This window comes from Pararhizobium arenae (genome assembly GCF_001931685.1).
In the GTDB taxonomy this organism is placed as follows: domain Bacteria; phylum Pseudomonadota; class Alphaproteobacteria; order Rhizobiales; family Rhizobiaceae; genus Pararhizobium; species Pararhizobium arenae.
In genome coordinates, this window is record NZ_MOOY01000013.1 from 18,384 (window position 1) to 39,735 (window position 21,352).

Here is a 21,352-nt window from a genome sequence, read left to right on the forward strand (position 1 = left end):
ACGTACTGAGAGCTACGACGTTAGAAGCCAATGCGACCGAATGGCTGCGCTCATCACCGTCTGACTACCTTGTTCGAGACCCTGCAGTAGTGTTTGCGTCTCTTCGCTGGGAACCCGGCGTCTATGTACACTGTCGACATTTTGCGGCAGCGAGTTTGCGACATTCAACGTTCAAACCTTCCAGTAACAAGATAACTGGGTCCGGCAATCGTTCGCGGAACGGAGAAGAAGGGGACGTTCATTATCATGAGAGAAACTCGATACCGTCGTCGCTTCAAACGCTTTCTTCTTCGACCTCTTTTCCTACGTCAGCAGCGCTCTAGTTTCCGCGAGTATCCTCAATGGAGTACCAGCCATTTCTCCGCCTGCGTCCAATAGTTCAGATGGCTCAGCCGCTCATGTTCCCCCGGAAGCCGTACCAGTTGCCACGGATGAGGCGGCAGCTTACGAAACCCAGCTCAGTGATCAGGTTGAAAGCTCCAGGTTCTCCGAGACTCGGGCGGCTCTGGCAGCACTTTTCCTGGCGCTGCGAAAGGACGCCGCGGTTACCGTCAATAGAGCAGATGCCCTATTGAGGTTGTTTATAGTCAAGACAAAATCCCGCCTGATAAAGGAGCAGAATCGGGATAAACCGGTACCGACCGATCGTGAACCGCTAAGGGCCCTTCTCTGGGACAGTCTGCGGAAGCGAGCAATTGCAATGGCCGGCACCACAGCCTATGCGATCGGACGGAGTAGACGTTTCAAGTTGCGCACTCCCGGTAGAATAGTTGCCGCGTCCGCTATGGCAGGTCTAATCGTCACGCTCGCCATTCTGACCTGGGCACTCAAGGATGTTCCATGGGGACAGATTGCCGACGGATCGCTCAAGCCTATAATCGTTCTGGAAACAGCCAGCGGCACACCGCTTGTTCGCCAAGGGCCGTATCAAGGCCCTTATGCCTCCTATGAACAGTTCCCCGGCATACTTATCGACGCCGTCCTGTCCATCGAAGACCGGCGCTTTATGGAGCATATGGGCGTTGATCCGCAGGGCATCTTTCGAGCGCTGTTCAGGAACATCCAGGCAGGCTCGGTCGTCCAAGGCGGCAGTACCATTACCCAGCAGCTCATCAAGCTCCAATATCTGGACAGCGACCGCACCCTGAAGCGGAAAATTCAGGAACTTGTGATTGCCTTCTGGCTCGAATGGAAGCTGGGTAAGGAGGAAATCCTCGCGCGCTACCTCAACAGTGCCTATCTTGGCGCCGGAGCGACCGGTATGCCTGCGGCAGCGCGCATCTACTTCAACAAGGACATAAAAAACCTCAGCCTACCTGAGGCGGCGCTACTGGCAGGAATGCTAAAAGCGCCGAGCCAGTGGAACCCGATTGTCAACCGGGAGGGTGCCAGGCAGCGGACTGAGGTTGTTCTCAATGCAATGGTCGACAACGGAAAGATCACGCCGTCCCGAGCGGAGGCTGCCAAATCCGCTTTCGCAAAGGTCAATCCCACTACACCGACGCCACGCTCAGGAAGTTGGTTTGCGGACTGGGTAACACCCCAGGCCAGCGAAGTCGCAGGCTCATCCCCCGGTTCGACCACGGTTCGAACCACGCTTGTGCCGCGACTTCAGCAGATCGGGGAAAAGCTTATAGCAGATACCTTGAAAAAATCAGGAAAGAGCGCGGGTGTATCTCAAGCCGCGCTCGTCGCCATGACGCCTGAGGGCGCGGTTGTCGCCATGGTCGGTGGGCGAGACTACAAGGCTAGCCAGTTCAATCGTGCCGTGACGGCAATGCGTCAACCCGGCTCTACTTTCAAGGTCTTCGTCTTTTACGCAGCGCTGAAAGCGGGACTGACCCTGTCAGATCGCGTCCTGGATGCGCCGCTGGACATCGACGGCTGGTCTCCGGAAAACTCGGGCGGCGGCTATCGGGGCTGGGTGACTTTGGCTGAGGCATTTGCTCGATCTCTGAACGCCGCGAGTGTCGCGCTTGCGCAGGAAGTGGGGTTGGACAACGTCATTGCGGCGGCTCGTGAACTTGGGATCGACGCCGACCTCGCCAATACGCCCTCTCTCGCGCTCGGCACATCGGAGGTTAATCTGCTCGATCTAACAGCCGCCTATGCGTCTGTTCGGCTCGGGAGAGCGCCTGTTGAGCCTTGGGGCATTATCGACTTCAAGGCCGCCGATCAGACCGAAGCGTTTCGCGTTGGACCGCAGAGCCCTCAGCCCGTCGATCTGTCCCCTTTCCAGGCAGACCTTATAGCACTGCTTCAGCTTGTCGTTGAGAGGGGTACGGGACGCGGGGCTGATCCAGGTGTGTTTGCGGCGGGCAAAACGGGCACCAGCCAAAACAACCGTGATGCCTGGTTTGTTGGCTTCACGGAGCCCCTGGTTGTTGGTGTATGGGTTGGCAACGATGACGAGGCGCCGATGAAGGGAGTCACGGGAGGCGCAATGCCCGCCCACATCTGGCGCAACTTCATGCGTCAAGCGCTGAGCGACGCAGATCTGGACACAGTGGCAAATGGCTCAGCTGCTGTCGATGACAGCACCTCCCGCTCGTGCAATGTGAGCGCCTGCTCCCGCGCATACAGATCGTTCCGCCCGTCCGACTGCACCTATCAGCCATACTCGGGAGAACGGCGCATCTGCGAGAGGTGAACATCCTGCAGACTGCTCCCCTAGGTTCGCGTCACACACCGGACAAAGCCATGCGCCGCCCCGGCGGAGGCTCGATCAGTCGGGTCACGTTTCAATAAGAGGCGTTTGTGAGATAATTTTAACCGAACTTCACGGACGTTGCGAAACGGCGTGCAGACGTGTTGAGTGTGACGCCGCATCTCCTACATTCCTGAGTTGGTGTGCCAACAAACAGGACTTTCACAATCATGAGATCTCCGACGCTATCGACATTGACCGCCATGTTTGTCTTGGCAAGCATGTTCATCGGGCTGAGCATGGCGTATCTGGTACTCAATGAGCGCGTTGCTACTTTTCAGGAAGGGGCGCTTAGGCTTGCCGTTCAGACTCGTCTTGCAGGCTTGCAGACGGCTTTTTCACAAGCACTTTACCGGGAGTGGAACAACCTGGGTCCGTTGGCGGAGCGCCTGAAATCCAAAGACCCGAAGGATCTTCAAGATGAGTTAACTGCACTTGTCGGGAGTGGGGAGGTAATCTCCTGGGCCGGCTACGCCTCAAGCGACGGGATAGTTGCCGTCGCTTCCAACGGTTTGCTAGTGGGCCAAAGCGTCAAAGCACGCCCGTGGTTTCAACGGGGCCTTGAGGGCGATTTCGCCGGTGACGCACACGAGGCCGTTCTCCTTGCGTCAAAACTTCCCGCGTCCCCAACGGGCGAGCCATTAAGGTTCCTTGATTTCGCTACCCCCATCAAAGATGCTTATGGCAAGACAACAGGGGTACTTGGTGTTCATCTGAATTTGGACTGGGCCAAAGAGACGATCGTTGGAATCGCAAAGGCGTTGGAAATTGATGTGTTCGTCGTTAGTCCGAACGGAACGGTCGTGATTTCTTCAGTTCAAGGCGATTTCAATAACCTGGATTTGGCCAGTTTCCGGCGCGCGCGCGCCGGTGCCCTCGGGGCCGGTGTGGAGCGTTGGCCTGACAGCAAGACATACTTCTCGGCAACCTTGACGGAACTCACCTATTCTGATCTTCCCAAGTTTGGCTGGGGCATTATCGGCCGGATAGGAGCCGACGCGGCGATTCAACCTGCAAAGACTTTCTCAACAGGTTTGATCGCGAATCTCGTCACCTTCGGTGCGCTGCTGCTTCTGCTTACACTTGTGTTTGTCGTGATCTTCGTCCGACCGTTCAATCGGCTCGCCGAGAACGCGCGTGCCATTGCCGCGGGTGAGGATGTGTATCCCTTCGAGAGCGATCGGACTCGGGAACTCAGTATTGTAAGTGCCGCGCTGGCTAAGCTTCAGTGTCAAGTTGGCAGCGGCAGCGACAAAAAGTAAGCTTAGGTTTTTACGACGCGTTTGGCGGCATCTTGCAATATCGCGGACAGACGAGTGGCGGTGACGCTTGGCACATTGCCGCCAGCGTAGAGCCTTTGTAACAGCATTTGGTACTGTTGGGGTTCGGGCGACAGGCCTATAACCGCGCCATCGGACGTGATTTCGAAAACCGTTGCTTCGACTTCACCAACATCGCGAATCTTGATGGTCAGTTTCTGAGCAGTGTTCAGGCTGTAACCTCGAACGCGCGCGGTCTCCTGCGTAAGGTCTGTCAGCCAGATCCGATGAAGATCGCCGTTCACCGTGATTGTCGTTCTTTCCGGCTTGTCCGCGAAGTGTCTTTCCACGCGGGGAAGCTCGATGCACACCGCAATCGTGACGGACAGAATGATGAGATTGTAGATCGTCCAAAAGAGGATGACGACTTTACCATCGCCAGCATCGTTATACGCGAACCGATCAAAAAAAAGCCCAAGAGCAAGTCCGGCAACGTTCAGAAAGGCCAGGACCAGGAATGGCCGCATAAGTCGCCACTGCACGATGACCTTCGTTCTGTCGCCACCTTTCGCAGTCACGGAAAAAGGATGTCCTTTGGGTTTAATAAGACCGACGACTGCAGCTCGCGTGATCGGAATGGCGCCGAGCAGCTGGCTAACGTCGTTGACGATCGGGATAATTAGACCGGACGATACGAAGTTGAGACTGAACAGGACCCAAAGGAAATACACGCCGAAATAAGAAACGACATCGGCAACGCTGGCATCGACCACCGTGATGTTGAAGAACCAATACAGGAGCGGGAATGTCATCGCCGACAGGCGGAAGCTGAAGGAGGTCAGCCAGAAGAGAACAGAATCGAGCACGCTCCAACGATCGCGCAGGCGCAGGCCATTTGATTGCAGCGGACCCAACCGACCGCGGGCGATTTGCATCAATCCGAGACACCAGCGGGCACGCTGGGTGACATATTCTTTCAGTCCTTCAGGCGCCAGGCCCTCGGTCAAAGGCTCATTGAGATACACCGTTCTGTAGCCGACCTCTTGCAGCGCCAGTGTAAGCATAAAGTCCTCGGTAATACTGTCTGTAGGGAATCCGCCAATTGCCTGGACAGCCCGAAACCGGATGACCGATGATGTTCCGCAGCAAAATGCGATACCCCATGCATCGCGGCTTGGCTGCAGATGATCAAAAAAGAAGCGCTGCTCGTCGGGATAGGACCGACTGAGTCCAAGGTTGTGTTGGATCGGGTCCGGATTGAAGAAATGCTGCGGTGTCTGCACAAGACCGACGTCGTTGTCGTGGAAGAGAGCAAGGGCACGGGGTATGAAATCCTTGTGAGGAACGAAGTCCGCATCCAGCACTGCGATGAAGTCTGGCGAGTCAATATCGTTTTCAAGCAGACGTAGCGCATGATTAATATTGCCAGCTTTCGATCCCTTGTTGTCGGGTCGGCGTACGTAGCGGACAGACTGCGTGGCACAAAAATCTTGAAGCCAGTCCCGCCGTCCATCGTCCAGAACCAGAACCTGGCAGTTCGGATGGTTGGTCACCTTTGCACCCGTGATCGTTCTCTCCAAGACGCTTTGATCCTCATTGTAGGTCGCGATCATAATTGCAACGGATGGAGGTGGTACGGACTCCCACCAATTCTTGAAGAGATCGACTTCCTCGCTTCGTGATGAGGTGCGACTGAGGATGGCAAATGCGCTCAACGAGGATGCAACAGCCGCGGCTTCCAGAGCGAAAAAGCTCCAGCTGAAGATGCAATCAAACGTGAGGCCGACAGGGGCTAGGGTCTCGGTCCCGCGCCACCAGATGTAGCGGATTGAAAGAAGTGCCGCGATCGAGAACAAGACGGCGCGATGCCAGGACACGCGCGCATCGAGAAAGTTCGGCAGCACAAGGGTCACGCCGAATGCACATGCGAGCATCACGAAACTCGACTGCAACTCGCTGAGGTAGAAGCCGCTCGACATGTCAGCTCCAAAGACGACGGAGGCTATCGAACGGCTTACCATCAAAGAAAACGCGGCCTGATCTACCAATAAGGCATCGCAGTTCTGAAATTTCTCTCAGTGCCGGAACATCCAGAAGAACATCGTAACGCTGAAGATGCTGCTCGCTTGGAGCCACAGCAAGATTTTGATAGACCGTCGCCGCACCCGAACCTGCCAATCTTGCGACAGTCCCTTCCATTACCCGATTATCACCACTCAATCTGAATGTCGCTGACGTTCCAACACGCAACGTGTTGTAGAGGCTCTCTGAAACGGAGAGCGTTACGACAGCTGTATCGCAATCAAGAAGTCGCGCGATTTCCTGCCCTCGTACGACTGTTTCCCCGGAGGCGGAAAGATACTCCCATACCACACCATCAACATTGGCCGTCAGGGCTTCCGATGAAAGCGAGTTTACGCGCAGCCGTTCTTCGTCGATCCGCCGATCCAACGCCTCACGCACCGAAGTCTTAGAGGCGATCTGCGCTTCCAGTTCGAGCCGTTGAACCTCAAGTTCCGAAATTCGCTGCTCGGAGTACGGGGCGTCATTGTAGCCGTCGCCCAGGAATACCCCAGAGTTGGCTGCCCGGAGGGCGGTGGCTATTTCCGTCGCTTTGGCCCTGGCGCTATGGAGTTCCTGCAGGGCGACATCCCTGAGCGACCGTGTCTGCTCGGCGCTTTCGGCCGTAGCGGCTCCCCGCGTGCTTAGCCGACTGGCGCGACTAAGCGCAGATTCTGAGAATGCGAACCTTGCCTCGGCTGCGGCCACAAGAGCGTTTGCCGAGCGCTCCTGGGCCAGAAGCTGATTTTTGCGTTGCGTTAAGTAGGCAGAGGCACGCTCACTCTGAACTTTAATGGCTTCGGTTAACGATGCTGTGAGCCTTACGAGGCGTTCAATCTCAGCAGACGTCTGGTCTCGCTCGAACACCAGGTCGGAAAGTCGAACCGAATCCGCGATAGCATCGTTGATCGATCCTAGAGGGTCGTTTCGGGCTATTCTTCCTCCCAATGTACGCGGAACCAACTCGATCCGCCCAGCGATGGGAGCGCGGATCGTGGTGAGTTGCGCGTTGATCGATGCGTTACCACTGGCGCCCTGAAGTTGTTCGCCGATGATCAAATACAGACCGGCGATAACGATTAGCGAGCCGACGATCAATTTGAATAACTTCATACACACTACCCCATCCGAATCGGATGGAATGTAACCCTACCGGAACGATTCAGTTCGCCTACAACCCTAAGGAACGTTAACAAACAGATAAGGCAAAGCGTTTGTTGTGCAGAAACGGAACGGTTGGCTGATGGGGAGCACGTGAAACCCCCTCATCAATCCCGAACTATTCACTGTCCTTGCAGGGGCCCGAATATTGATAACAGCGCGATGTTGGTCCCGCTCAAGACATTCGTTTCGGCCCTACATCAAGCACCCCTCGCAAGTCGGCGGATCGTCTGCGGCGGCTGTCCATACTGGCGCATGAACGCATCGCGCATGCGCCGAAGATCGACGAAGCCGCACTCTTGCGCAATCTTCTCCATGGGATGACGGGTCTCCTCGATCATCAGGCGAGCGGCCTCAAGGCGTATCTGCTCGACGGCCTTGGCAGGCGTCTGGCCCGTTTCGGCATGGAAAGCGCGGCTAAACTGACGGGGCGAGAGCGCTGCAATCTCGGCCAGTTCCTCCACGGTCAACGGGTTGGCGAGGTGGGTTTTCGCATGGATCAATGTCTTTTGAATGCGGTCGCTGCTGGGCGCGAGCTGAAGCAGTTCGGAATGCTGCGACTGGCCGCCGGCGCGGCGATGATGCATTACCAGCCGCCGGGCGATGGCGCTTGCCACGTCACGTCCCAGATCTTTCTCGATCAATGCCACGGCGAGGTCCAGGCCCGCGGTCAAGCCGGCCGATGTCCAGACCGGTCCCTCGTTGATGAAGATGCGGTCGTCCTCAACCCGCACATTTGGAAAGGCCCTGCGCATCTCCCTGGCATAGGACCAGTGCGTGGTGGCGCGCCGTCCGTCGAGAAAGCCCATCTGCCCTAGCAGAAACGATCCGGTGCAGAGCCCCGCGACCCGTCGCGATCCCTTGGCCTTCGCGCGCAACGTCGCGAGCGTCGTCTCATCCTGCTGCGGAGGGGGTACGAGGCCCGCAAGTAGAAGGAGCGTGTCCACGTGTCCTACGTCTTTGAGTTTTGTCGTCGGGACGGCAAAACCGCTCGATGACATGACAGGTCCGCCTTCGACCGAGGTGATCGAAAGGGCGTAATAAGTCTCATCCCGCAACACATTGGCCAGCTCGAAGGCGGCCTGCACGCCGAGCGCCAGAAACTGGAAGCCCGGCGTCAGCACCATGGAAACGTGAGGCATTCAGCCCTCCAGGTTCTATGTCTGAAAAACGTAGTTTATACGTCATATCGGACAAAAGCCATTCGGTCCATAACATCCTTGTCGAAAGCGATGGCGTTTTGCCCGCGAACAAGGAATAGACAAATGACCACCAAGGGAACTGCTCTCATCACCGGCGCCTCCACTGGCATCGGCGCAATCTACGCCGATCGCCTTGCCGCGCGCGGTTACGATCTGATCCTCGTTGCCCGCAACAAGGACAAGCTTCAGTCGCTTGCCTCGGGGATCTCGGACAAGACGAACCGTGCGGTCGAAGTGCTTGCCGCCGATCTGGGCGATGCTGCCGACCTTGCCGCCGTCGAGAAGGTGCTGCGCGAAGACGCCAGCATCACGGCTCTGGTCAACAATGCTGGTATCGGCACCCACACGACGCTGCTGGAGAGCGATGTCGACCGCATGGAGGCTATGGTGCGCCTCAACGTCACGGCATTGATGCGTCTGACCTACGCGGCAGTGCCCGGCTTCGTGGCACGTGGCGGCGGCACGGTGATCAATATCGCCTCGATCGTTGCGGTTGCGCCAGAACTACTCAACGGCGTCTATGGCGGGACAAAGGCTTTCGTTCAGGCGTTCACCACGTCTCTCAACCACGAACTTGCAGACCGTGGCATTCGGGCTCAGGCTGTGCTGCCTGGCGCGACACGCACCGATTTCTGGGCTCTCGGCGGCCTGCCGGTCGAGCATCTTCCCACCGAAATCGTAATGCAGGCGGAAGACATGGTCGACGCGGCGCTTGCCGGGCTCGATCAGGGCGAGACCAGCACCATCCCCGCGCTCCGGGATATCGAGTTGTGGAACGCCTATGAGGCGGCGCGTCTCGCCCTCGGCCCGCAGCTCTCCGCCACCCGGCCAGCTCTGCGCTTCACAACCGCACCCTAACGACATTCCAACCCTCTCCAGAATGAAAGACTGATCCCATGAAAATGACTGGCAACACCATCTTCATCACCGGCGGCACGAGCGGCATCGGGCGAGGCCTTGCGGAAGCATTGCATCGCCTTGGTAACAAGGTGATCATCTCCGGACGGCGCACTGCACTGCTCGACGAAGTGACAGCGTCCAACCCCGGCATGGCGGCCATCACGCTCGATGTTTCGAGCCTCGACAGCATCCAGTCCGCCGCGCGGGAACTGATCGAAAACCATCCCGATCTCAACGTGGTCTTCAACAATGCCGGCTTCATGCCCTTTGACGATGTCTCCGGACCGGTTGACGACGCCGTCATGCAGGACCTGATCGCCACCAACTTGCTTGGACCCATCCGTGTGACCTCGGCGCTGATCGACCATTTGAAGACGAAGCCCGAGGCGACCGTTCTGTATACGAGCAGCGTGCTTGCCTTTGTCCCGATTGCTAGTAACGCGATCTATTCGGCGACCAAAGCGGCACTTCACTCCTTTGCTTTGTCGCAGCGTTTTCAACTGCGTGACACCAGCGTGCGCGTGCAGGAAATCGCCCCTCCGTGGGTGGACACCGATCTGATCTACAAAAGCGGCGACCCGCGCGCCATGCCGCTACCGGATTTTATTGAGCAGACGCTCGTTGCGCTCGCCACAGACGATCCGGAAGTGATCATCGAATCCGTTAAGCTACTGCGTGATAATCCCGGAGCCAACGAACATGCTCTGTTTGAAGCCTTCAACATGAACCTGGTCGAGAGGCCAATTCCTGTGCCTCATTAGCATAAATAATAACGCAAGTGATTTGATGAGCATCAGTCAACATGGCAAGACAATCACATGGCTCATCGAAACAGCACATAAAGGCCCGTACCGGAGTTGGGAGAGGCCTGCGGGCAAGCATCGCTTCCGGCAGGGTACGCTAAGCTTGCTCGCCTTGAAGGCCAGCCGCCGGGTTCTAAATCCTTTGTCGCAATGGCTATAGGTGACGGCATGATAGAAAACTGGGCTTCAGCAACCTTCGACAAAGACATTCTCTTGCATTTCATTGCGCTCATGACGGCGTACACTCTCGCTCTGCCAATAGCCTGGGATCGCGAGAAAAACGAACGTAGCGCCGGCCTTCGAACTTTTCCGTTGGTTGCAATCGCAGCATGCGGGTTCATCCAGGCCGCAGAGACAGTGACTGCGGACAATCCAGAAGCAACAGCCCGGATCGTAGAGGGCTTAATCAATGGTGTAGGCTTTATTGGGGGTGGTGCGATCCTCGTTGGAAAGGCAAGCGTGCGGGGCACTGCAACCGCCGCAAGCTTATGGGCTACCGGCGCAATCGGGGCAGCTGTCGGTCTTGGGGCTTACGACACGGCGATTGTATTGTCCATTGCGACATTTGCCACCTTGAGATTGATGGCATCGTTCAAGTCATCCGAACGCGATGACGTCCAGAAAGAAGGCTGACATTCCGGATTCGAGCCGGCAACGATCTGCCGAGGAGTGTTCGAACAACTGATGTTTGGGCGCCTTATTGGGCCCGCGGCAAGGCGATTGAGACTGCGAGACCCGGACCTAAGTTTTTGAGTCTGATGCTGCCGCGGGCTGAGAGGACGATGCTTTCACTGATCGACAGGCCAAGTCCGGCGCCCCCGCTCGTCGTGTCCAGGCGTCCCCCGCGCCGCAACACGTAAGGCAGCTGCTCCTCGGGAATGCCCGGACCATCATCGCGGATGTCGATTTCCACCAATGTGCCGGAAGCGGTTGCCCAAACCGACACCTCCCGCCGACCATAGCGGGCCGCATTCTCCGTCAGATTGCCGATCAGTTCGGCCAGATCGTCCGGATCGATCTTGACCTTCAGGTTTTCGGGAACATCGACGATCCACGCCATCATCTGTCCGGTCGGAGTGCGCTGGACGACGGCGACGACGCTTGCGATCACCTTCTTGAGATCGGAGGTGGCGCGATGTCCGGAGCCGGCAATCCTGGCCCGCGCCATTTCGTGATCTACCAGCCGCCGCATTGCCTTGATGACGCTGCCGATATCCCCTGCCATGTCGTGCTGGCCGAGAGTCTTCAGCCGCTCCACATCGCCCGCGAGAATCTGTAGCGGCGTCTTGAAGCCGTGCGCCAACTCAGCCGCACGCTCCCTTGCCCGCAACAGCTGTTCCTCCCGGTATTGCAGGAGACCGTCGACTTCGGCGGTCAACGGCTGAACTTCATCCGGAAAGCCGCTGCCCAGGCGATCGGCCTCGCCGCTACGGATGCGGGCAATGCGGCGACGCAGTTCGTCGAGCGGTTTCGTGCCGACGACGATTTGCGCAACGCTGGCCGCAAACAACAACAGCGCCAGCAGGGCGAGGTAAGGCAGCAGGTCCTTGCGGAACGCCCATGTCGCCGTGTCTATGATGGAGCGATCGACTGCGACGGTTGCCGTTACCGGCAGGTTGCCCAGCCGCGCATCGGTGACGATGTTGCGGGAAACCGCGATCAGGTCGCTGCCATCAGCTTTTTCCAGATGAAGCTGCTGTACGCCCACCGCCGTCTGCCGGGGAACGGCAAGTGAGGTGTCCCATAGCGAGCGGGAAAACCGCTGCCCTTGTGGCGTGTCGATCTGCCAGTAAAGACCGGACAGCGGCGTTTCAAAGCGCGGATCGGCAGGTGGCCGGACAACATCGATGACCGCTCCGTCGCGACGCCCCAGGCCGGCGATCACCTGATCGAGGTGAACGACAAGCTCATCGACAACACGCCGCTCCACATGACGTTCGAACAGCAGCGAGAGACCGAAGAAGGCAAGCAGCAGCGCGAGGCCGACGGAAGCGGCACCGGCGAGCGCTAGACGCAAGCGCAACGAGCGCCGGGTCATGCGCTCTCGTGACCGATCAGATAGCCGAAACCCCGGCGGGTGGTGATGACGGAGGGGCCTAGCTTCTTTCGAAGCCGGGTTATCAGCGCCTCGAGCGCATTTGCCTCGCGGGAAAAATCGTCGCCGTAAACATGGTCCAGCAATTCGCTCGCCGGCACGACGCGATCGCGGTGATGAGCGAGATAGCTGACCAGCCTGTATTCGAACGGGGTCAGGGATTGCGGCATTCCGCCCAGGCTGACGCGCATGCTGCGCGTATCGATGAGTACCGGCCCGACCTCGATGGTCGCGGCCCCATGGCCGACGGAGCGGCGTATAAGCGCCCTTACCCGCGCCAGAAGCTCCTCGAACTGGAACGGCTTTGGCAGATAGTCATCCGCGCCCGCATCGATGCCTTCCACACGCTCAGCCCAGCTTCCCCGCGCCGTCAACACCAGCACGGGCATATGCCGGCCATTGCCGCGCCATTGCTTGAGAACCGTGATGCCATTCATGCGCGGTAGGCCGAGATCAAGAACGACAAGGCTGTAGTCCTCCGTATCGCCCTTGAACCAAGCCGTCTCTCCGTCATGGACAAGTTCGACCGCATAGCCTGAAGAGGCCAGCACCGAGCGGATATCCTCGGCAATCCTGAGATCGTCCTCAACCACCAACAGGCGCACTAGTCTTCCTCGCTTCCGATGATGTCCTTGGTCAAAGCATCGACCTCGATTTCGACGATCTGCCCCGATGGCTGGATGATCTCGATCTCATAGATATAACGCCCGTCATCGACTTCAAATTCGATCTCGATGATATCACCGGCAATCTTTTCGCGCACCGCTGCCACGATTTCCTCCAGCGGACGGATCTTGCCCTGCTTAAGAGCATCGCGTGCCTCATATTGTTCGCGCGCGTCATCGGCATCGACCACGTCCTGCGTCGTATCGCTCGACGCATGCACCGGCATCAGGGCAAAACCTGCGGCGAGAAGACAGATGATCACGCGGTTTGAACGTTTTTCCTTGGACATGCCGCTTCATACCCCCGCCAATCTGACAATTGCCTGACGACCGGCGTCAGGTTGCTGAAAGCCTCTGGCCGCCATTGTCGCCGTCATCAGCGGGACACCGGGCTCAAACCCACCCGCCTCACCACGAAACAACGCAAAACGGCAAAAGGAGTGAAGCAATGGCACGATTGAGGGGCAGCAAGTCCGCCGATCTTTTGAAGGGCACGAACTACGCCGACGACATCTATGGCAATGCCGGAAACGACAAGCTCTACGGCTACGGCGGTAACGACGAAATCGAAGGCGGCGACGGCAACGACTATATCAATGGCGGCAGTGGCCACGACGACCTGCAAGGTGGGAAGGGCAACGATACCCTGAGCGGCGGCAGCGGCAATGACGAAATGGAAGGCGGCAGCGGCAAGGACCTGTTCGTCTACAGCTCCGGTCGTGACGAGATCGACGACTTCAGCGTCCGCGACGACAAGATCAGCCTCGACAAGTCGCTGGGCATCGACAGCTTCTCGGAGCTGATGAGCAAGGCAAAGCTTTTCGATGAAGGCGAAGACATTCTCTTCAACTTCGGCAATGGCAACACCCTCACCCTTGAGGATGTGAACGCAAAAAGTCTGAAAGCCGAGCATTTCGGTTTCAAGAGCAGTTCCGAAGCGGTGGTTCTGCCGACATCCAAGAACGACAAGCTTGTCGGCACAGCTGGCAACGACAAGCTGGATGGTGGTAGCGGCAATGACAAGGTCTATGGTCATGACGGCAATGATACCCTGAAGGGCGGGACCGGGAACGATGACCTGAAAGGCGGCGCCGGCAACGACAAGCTTTACGGCGGCAGCGGCAACGACGACCTCGAAGGCGGCTCCGGAAACGACCGGCTGGATGGCGGTGCCGGCCGCAACGAGCTGGAAGGCGGCAGCGGTTCCGATACCTTTGTCTTTTCGACCGGAATCACCGAGATCGAAGATTTCGGCGCTGGAACGGACAAGGTGGAAATTTCGAAATCGCTGGGCGTTTCGAACTTCTCAGACATGATGAAGCTCGCGGCGGCGTTTGACGGCGGCGAGGACGTGCGGATCGATTTCGGCAGCGCAACGCTGACCTTCGAAGATACGTCCATTCACGAATTGAAATCTTCGGACTTCTTCTTCGTCTGAAAATCGCCACGCTTGACGGCAAAGCATTGACCCGCTTGCCCGGCCCGCACCAGCTAAAATCTGTGCGGGCTTCTTGCCCTGTGGCGCCGTCCGCAGGGTGTTATCTTCCATGGCCAAATTGCGGAGTTTCCGGTGCTTTCGGTCCTCAGACTGCTTCTACTGTCTCTCGTTCTCGTGCCCACGATCGTCGCGGCCCATATGGGCGTTCAGCAGTTCACGGGAAACTTCCATGAAGTCATTCCCGGCGAACTCTATCGCTCCGCCCAGCCGGGCGGACGCGATATCGAGGCTTATGCCGCGCGGTTCGGCATCCGCACGATCATCAACCTTCGCGATGAAAAGCGCGGCGCGTGGTATCGGGAGGAAGCCGATGCTGCCCGTGCTGCAGGCATCGCGCTCATCGATTTTCCAATCAGTTCGGACGCAAAACTCGATGTTGGGCAGGCCCAGGCGCTTGCCGAGATCATGAAGCGGGCACGGAAACCGCTTCTGATCCATTGCGAACACGGAGCCAACCGGACCGGGCTCGCCGCCGCGATCTATGTCGTCGAATAATGTCACTAATGAATACGAGAAGACACCGGGCCACGATGTGATCCAATCGGCATCAGATTGACAAACCGAAACTCCTACGTGCGATGATGAGAAAAAGGCTACCTTGAACAAAATTGCCGACTCGCACTCCCATCTGATGGTTGGAGCGGGGGTTTATCGCCGTTAGTTTAGATAGGGAGCCCATATGTCTTCCGCGTCCGGAATATGTGGACGCTTTTTGAAACCAGAGCGCGTAAATTGCGTAACCCTCAGGTTTTAGTAATTCGATACTGTCTGACCCAGACGCCTGTCTCATGGGTACTAAATCGGCCCAGACACGATCATAACGGCAAGGCCACACAGGCCATTTGAGGTTGGGATTTGTCATCAAGTCTGCAACCCCTAGGCTGGATTAGCCACGATGCAGTCGAATAACGGTCCGGCCATCGTATTGATGGTTGAAATTTTGATTCTTTGCTGAAAATTTGCGCTTTTAATCGCTCGGGAACCTCGAATTGCATTTCTTACGTTCACTCGGACCAGCAGCCACTGGCACTGCGCCAAAAGAAGGCGTGCGCGCAGGCCTCGGGGCATTCATTGCGCTTTCTCTGATCGGGTTTTTCGTGCTGTCTCCAGGCATTGATCTTGAAAAAGGCCTCTATTTGGTCGCTCCACTTGGAGCAAGCGCCGTCCTCCTGTTTGCTGTTCCAAATAGTCCACTCGCTCAGCCATGGTCTGCGATCGTCGGCAATACGGTCGCAGCGCTCGGAGGCGTGGCGGTCTCGCTATACGTTCAAGAACCGACTCTGCGGATCGCTGTCGCTGTCGCTGTCACGATTTTTGTGACGTATCTGCTGCGAGCGGTGCACCCGCCAGCGGGCGCAGTCGCTATGACCGCGGCCATGAGTCCGGAGGCGGTCGAACAGCTCGGGTTCTGGTTTGCGCTTGCACCAATAGCCACGGGCACGACAAGCCTTGTTTTGGTTGCGATGGTCTACGCCAGGTTGACAGGTCGGCACTATCCATCTCGTCAATTTGACCAGCCCAATAGGCATGGCACGACCGACAAGATCGCAATTGAAAGGCTGGGACTTTCAGACGGAGAGCTAACGATTATCCTTCAACGCTATAGACAGTCATTCAATCTCGGCGTTGAGGACTTGGCACGCCTTATCGGGGCCGCGGAGCTCCAAGCTGCATCACAGCGGACCGGCGCTCCGACTGCAGGCACGATCATGTCCGCAAACCTGATTACTGTGACGGCGGACACAGCCTTGGGAGAGGTTGCGGATCTCTTCAGGCGTCATCGATTTACTTCGCTACCCGTCGTCGACGAAAAGCAGCAGTTCCTGGGTATTATCTTCCAGATGCATCTCATCACTCGAGCGAGGGACGATGCACTTCGCCTTGATCGAGGCCTTATGTCCGCTCTGCGCAGGTTAATAGACCCAGCAAGAGATAAGCCAGTACGAGCAATCGACATTATGAGTGTGACGGTACCTCGCGCCATTGCGAGCACACCGCTTGGTGCGTTGTTGCCATTGATGGGCGACACAGATGTCGATGCTGTTCCCATTCTGGAATATGGGAAGCTTATCGGTATCGTCACCAGAACCGACCTGATCGCCACATTGGCCCGGGGGATCGCTCGATCAAAAATCTGATGCGATCATGAGTGCGACCCTCTGCTCGGAACCACAGGTACTATCAACATCGGCCGTGAGTTGCCTTGCCGGCCGTCCCTCTTGAGGATATCGTATCGGTGAAATGAACCCATCTCGCTGAAACATCGAAGCGCTTCAGCCTCGACCGCTTGGAGGCCGAACTTGTGTTCAAATTCTGCTGGCAACAAATGGCCAAGGGCTGAAGACCCGGATGGTGTTGTTAATAGGCTTCATGAACGTGGGTATCAATTTCCGCGCGACTCGGCTGTGCTGTTAAAGCCGTCGCACGAGCAGGTGTTCTGGAATAGGTCCTCAGCCCAACCTGTGTTGTTAATGGACGTTCTAGCTTGTGTGGTTGTCAGTTTTGGGCACGCAAATTTCGGTGGCTATCCAGATTCACTTTCAACGATTGCTAACATCGGCATCAATTTCTGTGCCGTCGCGCCCCACGAAGGTGCAGAATGCTGGTGAGGCATGCCTCCTGCTCGGATTCTTTTGGTCCAGAGATCAAAACGCTATATGTTCGCGAACATAATCTTGATTACAGCGCAAGATGAGACGACCGCTATGCCCCAGCTAAAAATCCAATTGAGACCCAAGAAAGAGTATTTCTTCCAAGGCGTATGGATGTAGTCTTCAATGATGACACGCATTCCGGAAGCCATATGTGAAGCGTTCAAAAGAAGTGCGGCGATAAGGGCGGGCGCCACCCATAGAGAACTTATGACGTCGAGGAACGCATTGTAAGAAGAGTTCATCACCGGGATCAGAAATACGAGCAGGTAAGGCAATATTACCATCAGAGCCATACCCGTCATTCGTTCCTTAAGGAACTCTCGAGTCCCGGACTTGGCACTTCCGAGTGCCCTGACTTTCCCGAGAGGTGTCGTCATGCCTAAGTCCTCCATCCACTCTTACGATTAATCAAGCTTCTTTGAGTTCCCTGGTGCTTGGCCCTGCGTTCCGGCGCGGGTTCATGTTTACAGTCGTCAATGGCGTTAGCATCCGATCAGAAACAACGCTTTGTCTTGCGGACATAACCGCCACCGAATGCCTTGTCGCTTTCCGGGCTCTCATTCCGATCCTCAATTGAGGTCACGCCAAACTGCAAAATCAAGTGCGGGTTCCCGTTAATTGAACGATCTGCTTCGACTCACTTCGCTTCAGCCTGCGCAAAGCAATTCTTGTCGACAGTTGACCGCACACCGAAAAACTCGTCGGAACAAAAGTGAGACCCGCTTGTTCGTTGGGCACTTCTACAAGGAGTGCGATGAAGCCTAACGCTCTGAGCGGTCGGTGCAACAATCGCGCTGTCCTCGTTCGACCATGACGTTATTCGCAGGTAGGCCTAGCCTAGGAGCCTCTTGAGGTCTCGAGGTGAAGACGGCGGAGACACGACAAACCTGCCCACTGCGACTACGTCCACGAGGAACGAGATGCTCGACCAACGAAAGAGCCTCACAGTAAAGGCTCTCTAACTTTCCGCGCGCCGCGTTATTCGGATTGGAAGAGGCAATGAAACGACTAGGCCTTATTATATCGCTCGTGATCATCTTCGTGCTCGTCATAACTGTTATTGTCGCAAAGCCATTCATCGCGTCAGTAAACGACGAGGTCGGAGTTTCCTCCCCCCACGCAATCGACCAATGATGTAGTAGCAACCCGTCAGCGGATTACCGTTCGGCTCTGTCGAGCGCTGGGCAACTTTGTGTTGAGCTTTCGGCTAGCTGTTACAACAACGACCGTTCAGCTGCACAGGTATCTTGATCCGACGTGTTGCTGTGCTTCCGCAAGCGCGTTTACCTCTGCGAGTGTTCCGGCCTCATGCCGTGTAAAAGGGGAGCGGTGCACATTAGTAGGTAGCTGAGGCCAGGCTCATCCACGAGGCAATCTGGTTTGATGCCTTGCTGTTTTAGCCGCAGGATGTGATTCGCGTGTTGAGTCGTCTCCAGCAGTCTTCACGCTGTGAAGATAGGATGCAGTTGGCGGGTGTCTCAGCCAAATATAGCTATCCAGAGACATCCGACTATCGATATGCTGGAGAACGGTCAGCTAATCAGCGTCCATAAATCCTGTCCATCGCCTCTGCCACGTCGATCAACTTTTTGCATTCAGGATCGAACCCCCGGCTGGTTGCCAGCTTCCGCACCCAAGCTGCTGCGCCGCGTCCGCCCCAATCCTCTGGCGGCTGCTGAAGGGGCTGGCGCGCGGTGCCCTGAAAGCGTTCTGTTGTAAAGTCGTAGAATGAGCCGCTGACATTAGCCATCGAGATTCCGCCCTTTGTGCCATAGAAGCTGGCGTCAATGACAGCGTCACGCCCGGCGTGAAGGCGCCATGAACATGCGATGCGAATAGCCGTCCCGCAATCGGTCGTCAGCGTGGCGATGGCATAATCTTCAACAGCGTGATCTTCCTGAAGCAGGGGCCGACCGTCGGCGAGAAGCCGTCCCTCAACGGTGGTAACACGTGGGAAATCCAGCGACCAGAGCGCCATGTCTATCAGATGTACGCCGAGATCCATAAGGCAGCCGCCGCCGGAAAGTTGTTTATCGTAAAACCATGGCTTGTCCGGCCCGTAGGCATTGTGAAATGTCAGGTCGGCGCCAAACACGTCCCCTAGTTCACCGTTCCGAATGTGTTCACGAATGAGCTGCATGCCGGCGGTGTGACGGTAGGATAGATCGACGCCCAAAAGCCGGTCAGCCGCCTCGGCTGCCTCGATCACGGTCTTCACCTCTCCCGCGTCGCGGCCGAGGGGTTTCTGGCAGAACACAGCAACGCCGGCTTTTAGGGCCGTAATAGATTGACGCGCGTGTTGGGCACTGGGCGTTGCGATTACCAAGCCGTCGAGTTCATGTTCCAGCACGGCATCGATCGTCTCGAGTAAAGCCGTATCGGGAGCGAGTTTCAAGGCTTCGGCTCGCATGACGCTGGATGGGTCGGCAACAGCGATAGCCTGAGCGAGCCCTGTGTCTAGTATGGCCTTCATCCGGTGACGGCCTATCCAGCCTACACCCAGAAAGCCGAGCCTCAGCGGTCGAGTTGCGAGAGGCAGGTCTGTGACCGTGATCATCTCGTTCATGGGAAGATCACCAGTGCCTTGAGGAACTGGCCGGGGCGATCCCTAGTGGCATCGAGCGCCTGATCGAGTTGGTCGAGGCGAAAGCTGTGGGTGTACAGCGATGTCGGGTCGAGTTTTCCCGACGAGACGGCATCGACTGCTTCCTGCATTCCGCGCACATATACCTGCGGATCGCGTTCATGGGCATTGATCACGTCAAGGCCACGCCAGTTCCAAAGCTGCATGTTGACTTGTCGCGGCCCATCCTGATGGTAGCCGGCGACGATCAGTCTTCCTCGCTCAGCGGTTAGCTCTCCCGCAAGATCCAGGGGCCATTGCTGGCCGACGGCTTCAATAACTTTTTCGCAGAAGCGGCCATCGGTGAGGCGGCGAACCTCTTCGATGATCCGCCAGTGGTCGTCCATCTCGATTGTCTCGGCGGCGCCCATACGTTTTGCAACCTCGAGGGAAAACGGCCGGCGAGAAATAGCGATCACCCTTGCGCCGGCTTTGGAGCAAAGCTGCGTCAGCAAGGCACCTAGAAAACCGATGCCGATGATGGCAACAGTTTGGCCGGCTCCGATGCCGCTGCGGCAGAAGATATTCATGGCACAGCCAAGCGGTTCGGCGGGAAAAGGCTTTCCATCGAGACTAGGCGGCAGCCGCACAACCATGTCCTCCTCCACGATGTCGTGGGTCGCATAGGCATGATAGGAGAGGGCGGCCACACGGTCGCCGGGTTTGAGGCGGGTCACCTCCCGCCCGACGGCGTCGATGTAACCCCATCCCTCGTGCCCCAAGCCGCCCGGTTCCGTCGGAAACGTCATCCAGTCCGGTCCGGCCCAGGGGCTAAGGTTGGATGCGCAGACGCCGCAGCCTTCCAGCCGGATACGAACCTGATGCGGTCCGGGTTCGTGAAGGGGATAGGTATCGACGGAGATTGAACCTGCGCCGGTAACGGTGGCAGCCGTCATCTCTTTGATTGGTGCCGTGGTGGACATATCCATTCTGGTCTCCTGCTTCGCGACTTGCCGAGCGTGGACAGGCACTGCCGTCCGTCGAGTGGCCCGCCTAACCGTGAGCAGCGTCATCGGTTCCTGAAGAAGTCAAAGATGTTGTCATTGAAGAAGATGCTTAAGTTCATGTTTCCGTTTTCTGGCGCTCGATTTCTTCCAACACCGCTTCGGGCGAGATGCTGCGCTTTATCTCTCCAAGCTCTTCACTCCCCATGGCGTTTTTGACGCCAAGCTTGTCCGCGATCGCGGATACCATGCCGATAAGCTTTGTCGTCTCGTGCTCGTTGAGCAGTGCGATCTGCAGGCTGAGATCGGCACGCTTATCGTCCTCTGCCGCCATGCGGTTTTGGCTGATGAGCACGAAGGTGGTGATGAAAATGGCTTCAACCGACGCGGCCATCGCAAGGACCACGAGGGTTGGGTCCCATGCCGGGAGAAAGGAAAGCCAGCCTTTGTTGATGGCAATCCAAAGCCCAAACAGGACGGCGTGCAGATAAACAAATGTCATGCTGCCGGCAAAGCGCGTGACAGCCAGGCTCACCCTTTCCTGCAATTCGAGGTTTCTTTCCTCTTCCGACCGTCGGCTGGTGAGCGTCGAGATGTTGTGATCGAGAATCTTCGGGATCGTTTCTGCCGCGGCGGTCTCTTGTTTCTTGCGATTGCGACGCGTCTTGTTTGCCATGACTTCCTCCAAAATGACGCGCCCAAACCGTTGTCACCAAGCGATGTTCCCTGAAGGGAAGAAGTCATTGATGAAGTCAAAGATGACAAAGATGTCATTGATGA

18 protein-coding genes are annotated in these 21,352 nt (G+C 57.1%); 8 read left to right on the forward strand and 10 right to left on the reverse strand.

The window, feature by feature from the left end; all coding sequences use genetic code 11:
• Nucleotides 1-700: 700 nt before the first annotated feature.
• Entirely contained in the window at nucleotides 701-2,650 is a 1,950-nt protein-coding gene (locus tag BLX89_RS22540) for a PBP1A family penicillin-binding protein (RefSeq protein WP_143523732.1), read from the forward strand.
• Nucleotides 2,651-2,877: 227 nt separating this feature from the next.
• Nucleotides 2,878-3,969 carry a cache domain-containing protein gene (locus tag BLX89_RS22545; RefSeq protein ID WP_075293211.1) on the forward strand — a complete coding sequence of 364 codons (1,092 nt, stop codon included), beginning with the start codon at nucleotides 2,878-2,880 and terminating at the stop codon, nucleotides 3,967-3,969.
• Nucleotides 3,970-3,971: 2 nt separating this feature from the next.
• On the opposite strand, the gene BLX89_RS22550 is transcribed toward BLX89_RS22545, so the two are convergent.
• The 3 genes from BLX89_RS22550 to BLX89_RS22560 form a co-directional block, all read right to left on the reverse strand.
• Nucleotides 3,972-5,945, reverse strand: coding sequence for a glycosyltransferase (locus BLX89_RS22550; RefSeq protein WP_075293212.1), 1,974 nt, complete (start codon nucleotides 5,943-5,945; stop codon nucleotides 3,972-3,974).
• Between the two features lies 1 nt (nucleotide 5,946).
• Nucleotides 5,947-7,140 carry an HlyD family secretion protein gene (locus tag BLX89_RS22555; protein ID WP_075293213.1) on the reverse strand — a complete coding sequence of 398 codons (1,194 nt, stop codon included), beginning with the start codon at nucleotides 7,138-7,140 and terminating at the stop codon, nucleotides 5,947-5,949.
• A gap of 248 nt (nucleotides 7,141-7,388) precedes the next feature.
• Entirely contained in the window at nucleotides 7,389-8,330 is a 942-nt protein-coding gene (locus BLX89_RS22560) for a GlxA family transcriptional regulator (RefSeq protein ID WP_075293214.1), read from the reverse strand.
• A 123-nt stretch (nucleotides 8,331-8,453) separates the two neighbouring features.
• Here BLX89_RS22560 and BLX89_RS22565 point away from each other — a divergent pair, with 123 nt between their 5' ends.
• From BLX89_RS22565 to BLX89_RS22575, 3 genes are all read left to right on the forward strand, one after another.
• Nucleotides 8,454-9,248 (forward strand): SDR family NAD(P)-dependent oxidoreductase, encoded by a 795-nt coding sequence (locus tag BLX89_RS22565; protein WP_075293215.1) that lies wholly within the window; start codon nucleotides 8,454-8,456, stop codon nucleotides 9,246-9,248.
• Between the two features lie 38 nt (nucleotides 9,249-9,286).
• The gene (locus BLX89_RS22570; RefSeq protein ID WP_075293216.1) at nucleotides 9,287-10,051 is read left to right on the forward strand and encodes an SDR family oxidoreductase; all 765 of its coding nucleotides are present in this window, start codon (nucleotides 9,287-9,289) and stop codon (nucleotides 10,049-10,051) included.
• 210 nt (nucleotides 10,052-10,261) lie between these two features.
• Complete coding sequence (locus BLX89_RS22575; RefSeq protein WP_075293245.1) at nucleotides 10,262-10,726, forward strand: MgtC/SapB family protein; 465 nt, start codon at nucleotides 10,262-10,264, stop codon at nucleotides 10,724-10,726.
• A gap of 64 nt (nucleotides 10,727-10,790) precedes the next feature.
• Here BLX89_RS22575 and BLX89_RS22580 read toward each other — a convergent pair whose 3' ends face one another.
• The 3 genes from BLX89_RS22580 to BLX89_RS22590 are packed head-to-tail and all read right to left on the reverse strand — an operon-like array spanning nucleotide 10,791 to nucleotide 13,143.
• Entirely contained in the window at nucleotides 10,791-12,131 is a 1,341-nt protein-coding gene (locus BLX89_RS22580; protein WP_075293217.1) for a sensor histidine kinase, read from the reverse strand.
• Nucleotides 12,128-12,793, reverse strand: coding sequence for a response regulator transcription factor (locus BLX89_RS22585; protein ID WP_075293218.1), 666 nt, complete (start codon nucleotides 12,791-12,793; stop codon nucleotides 12,128-12,130). The genes BLX89_RS22580 and BLX89_RS22585 overlap by 4 nt, the downstream gene beginning before the upstream one ends.
• The gene (locus BLX89_RS22590) at nucleotides 12,793-13,143 is read right to left on the reverse strand and encodes a PepSY domain-containing protein (protein ID WP_075293219.1); all 351 of its coding nucleotides are present in this window, start codon (nucleotides 13,141-13,143) and stop codon (nucleotides 12,793-12,795) included. The genes BLX89_RS22585 and BLX89_RS22590 overlap by 1 nt, the downstream gene beginning before the upstream one ends.
• 158 nt (nucleotides 13,144-13,301) lie before the next feature.
• Between BLX89_RS22590 and BLX89_RS25390 the strand changes: the two genes are divergently transcribed.
• The 3 genes from BLX89_RS25390 to BLX89_RS22605 all read left to right on the forward strand — a co-directional run bounded on the left by BLX89_RS25390 (nucleotide 13,302) and on the right by BLX89_RS22605 (nucleotide 16,489).
• A complete protein-coding gene (locus BLX89_RS25390) occupies nucleotides 13,302-14,291 on the forward strand; it encodes a calcium-binding protein (protein ID WP_075293220.1) in 990 nt (329 codons plus the stop codon).
• Between the two features lie 132 nt (nucleotides 14,292-14,423).
• Nucleotides 14,424-14,846, forward strand: coding sequence for a fused DSP-PTPase phosphatase/NAD kinase-like protein (locus BLX89_RS22600; protein WP_075293221.1), 423 nt, complete (start codon nucleotides 14,424-14,426; stop codon nucleotides 14,844-14,846).
• Between the two features lie 494 nt (nucleotides 14,847-15,340).
• Nucleotides 15,341-16,489 (forward strand): HPP family protein, encoded by a 1,149-nt coding sequence (locus tag BLX89_RS22605; RefSeq protein ID WP_075293222.1) that lies wholly within the window; start codon nucleotides 15,341-15,343, stop codon nucleotides 16,487-16,489.
• A gap of 515 nt (nucleotides 16,490-17,004) precedes the next feature.
• On the opposite strand, the gene sdhD is transcribed toward BLX89_RS22605, so the two are convergent.
• The 4 genes from sdhD to BLX89_RS22625 all read right to left on the reverse strand — a co-directional run bounded on the left by sdhD (nucleotide 17,005) and on the right by BLX89_RS22625 (nucleotide 21,248).
• Nucleotides 17,005-17,382 carry a succinate dehydrogenase, hydrophobic membrane anchor protein gene (gene sdhD, locus BLX89_RS22610; protein WP_158025996.1) on the reverse strand — a complete coding sequence of 126 codons (378 nt, stop codon included), beginning with the start codon at nucleotides 17,380-17,382 and terminating at the stop codon, nucleotides 17,005-17,007.
• Nucleotides 17,383-18,545: 1,163 nt separating this feature from the next.
• Nucleotides 18,546-19,571 carry a Gfo/Idh/MocA family protein gene (locus BLX89_RS22615; protein WP_075293224.1) on the reverse strand — a complete coding sequence of 342 codons (1,026 nt, stop codon included), beginning with the start codon at nucleotides 19,569-19,571 and terminating at the stop codon, nucleotides 18,546-18,548.
• Nucleotides 19,568-20,557 (reverse strand): MDR/zinc-dependent alcohol dehydrogenase-like family protein, encoded by a 990-nt coding sequence (locus tag BLX89_RS22620; RefSeq protein WP_075293225.1) that lies wholly within the window; start codon nucleotides 20,555-20,557, stop codon nucleotides 19,568-19,570. The genes BLX89_RS22615 and BLX89_RS22620 overlap by 4 nt, the downstream gene beginning before the upstream one ends.
• 133 nt (nucleotides 20,558-20,690) lie before the next feature.
• Nucleotides 20,691-21,248: a DUF1003 domain-containing protein gene (locus tag BLX89_RS22625; RefSeq protein ID WP_075293226.1), complete on the reverse strand. Its 558-nt coding sequence runs from the start codon at nucleotides 21,246-21,248 to the stop codon at nucleotides 20,691-20,693.
• Nucleotides 21,249-21,352 lie beyond the last annotated feature (104 nt).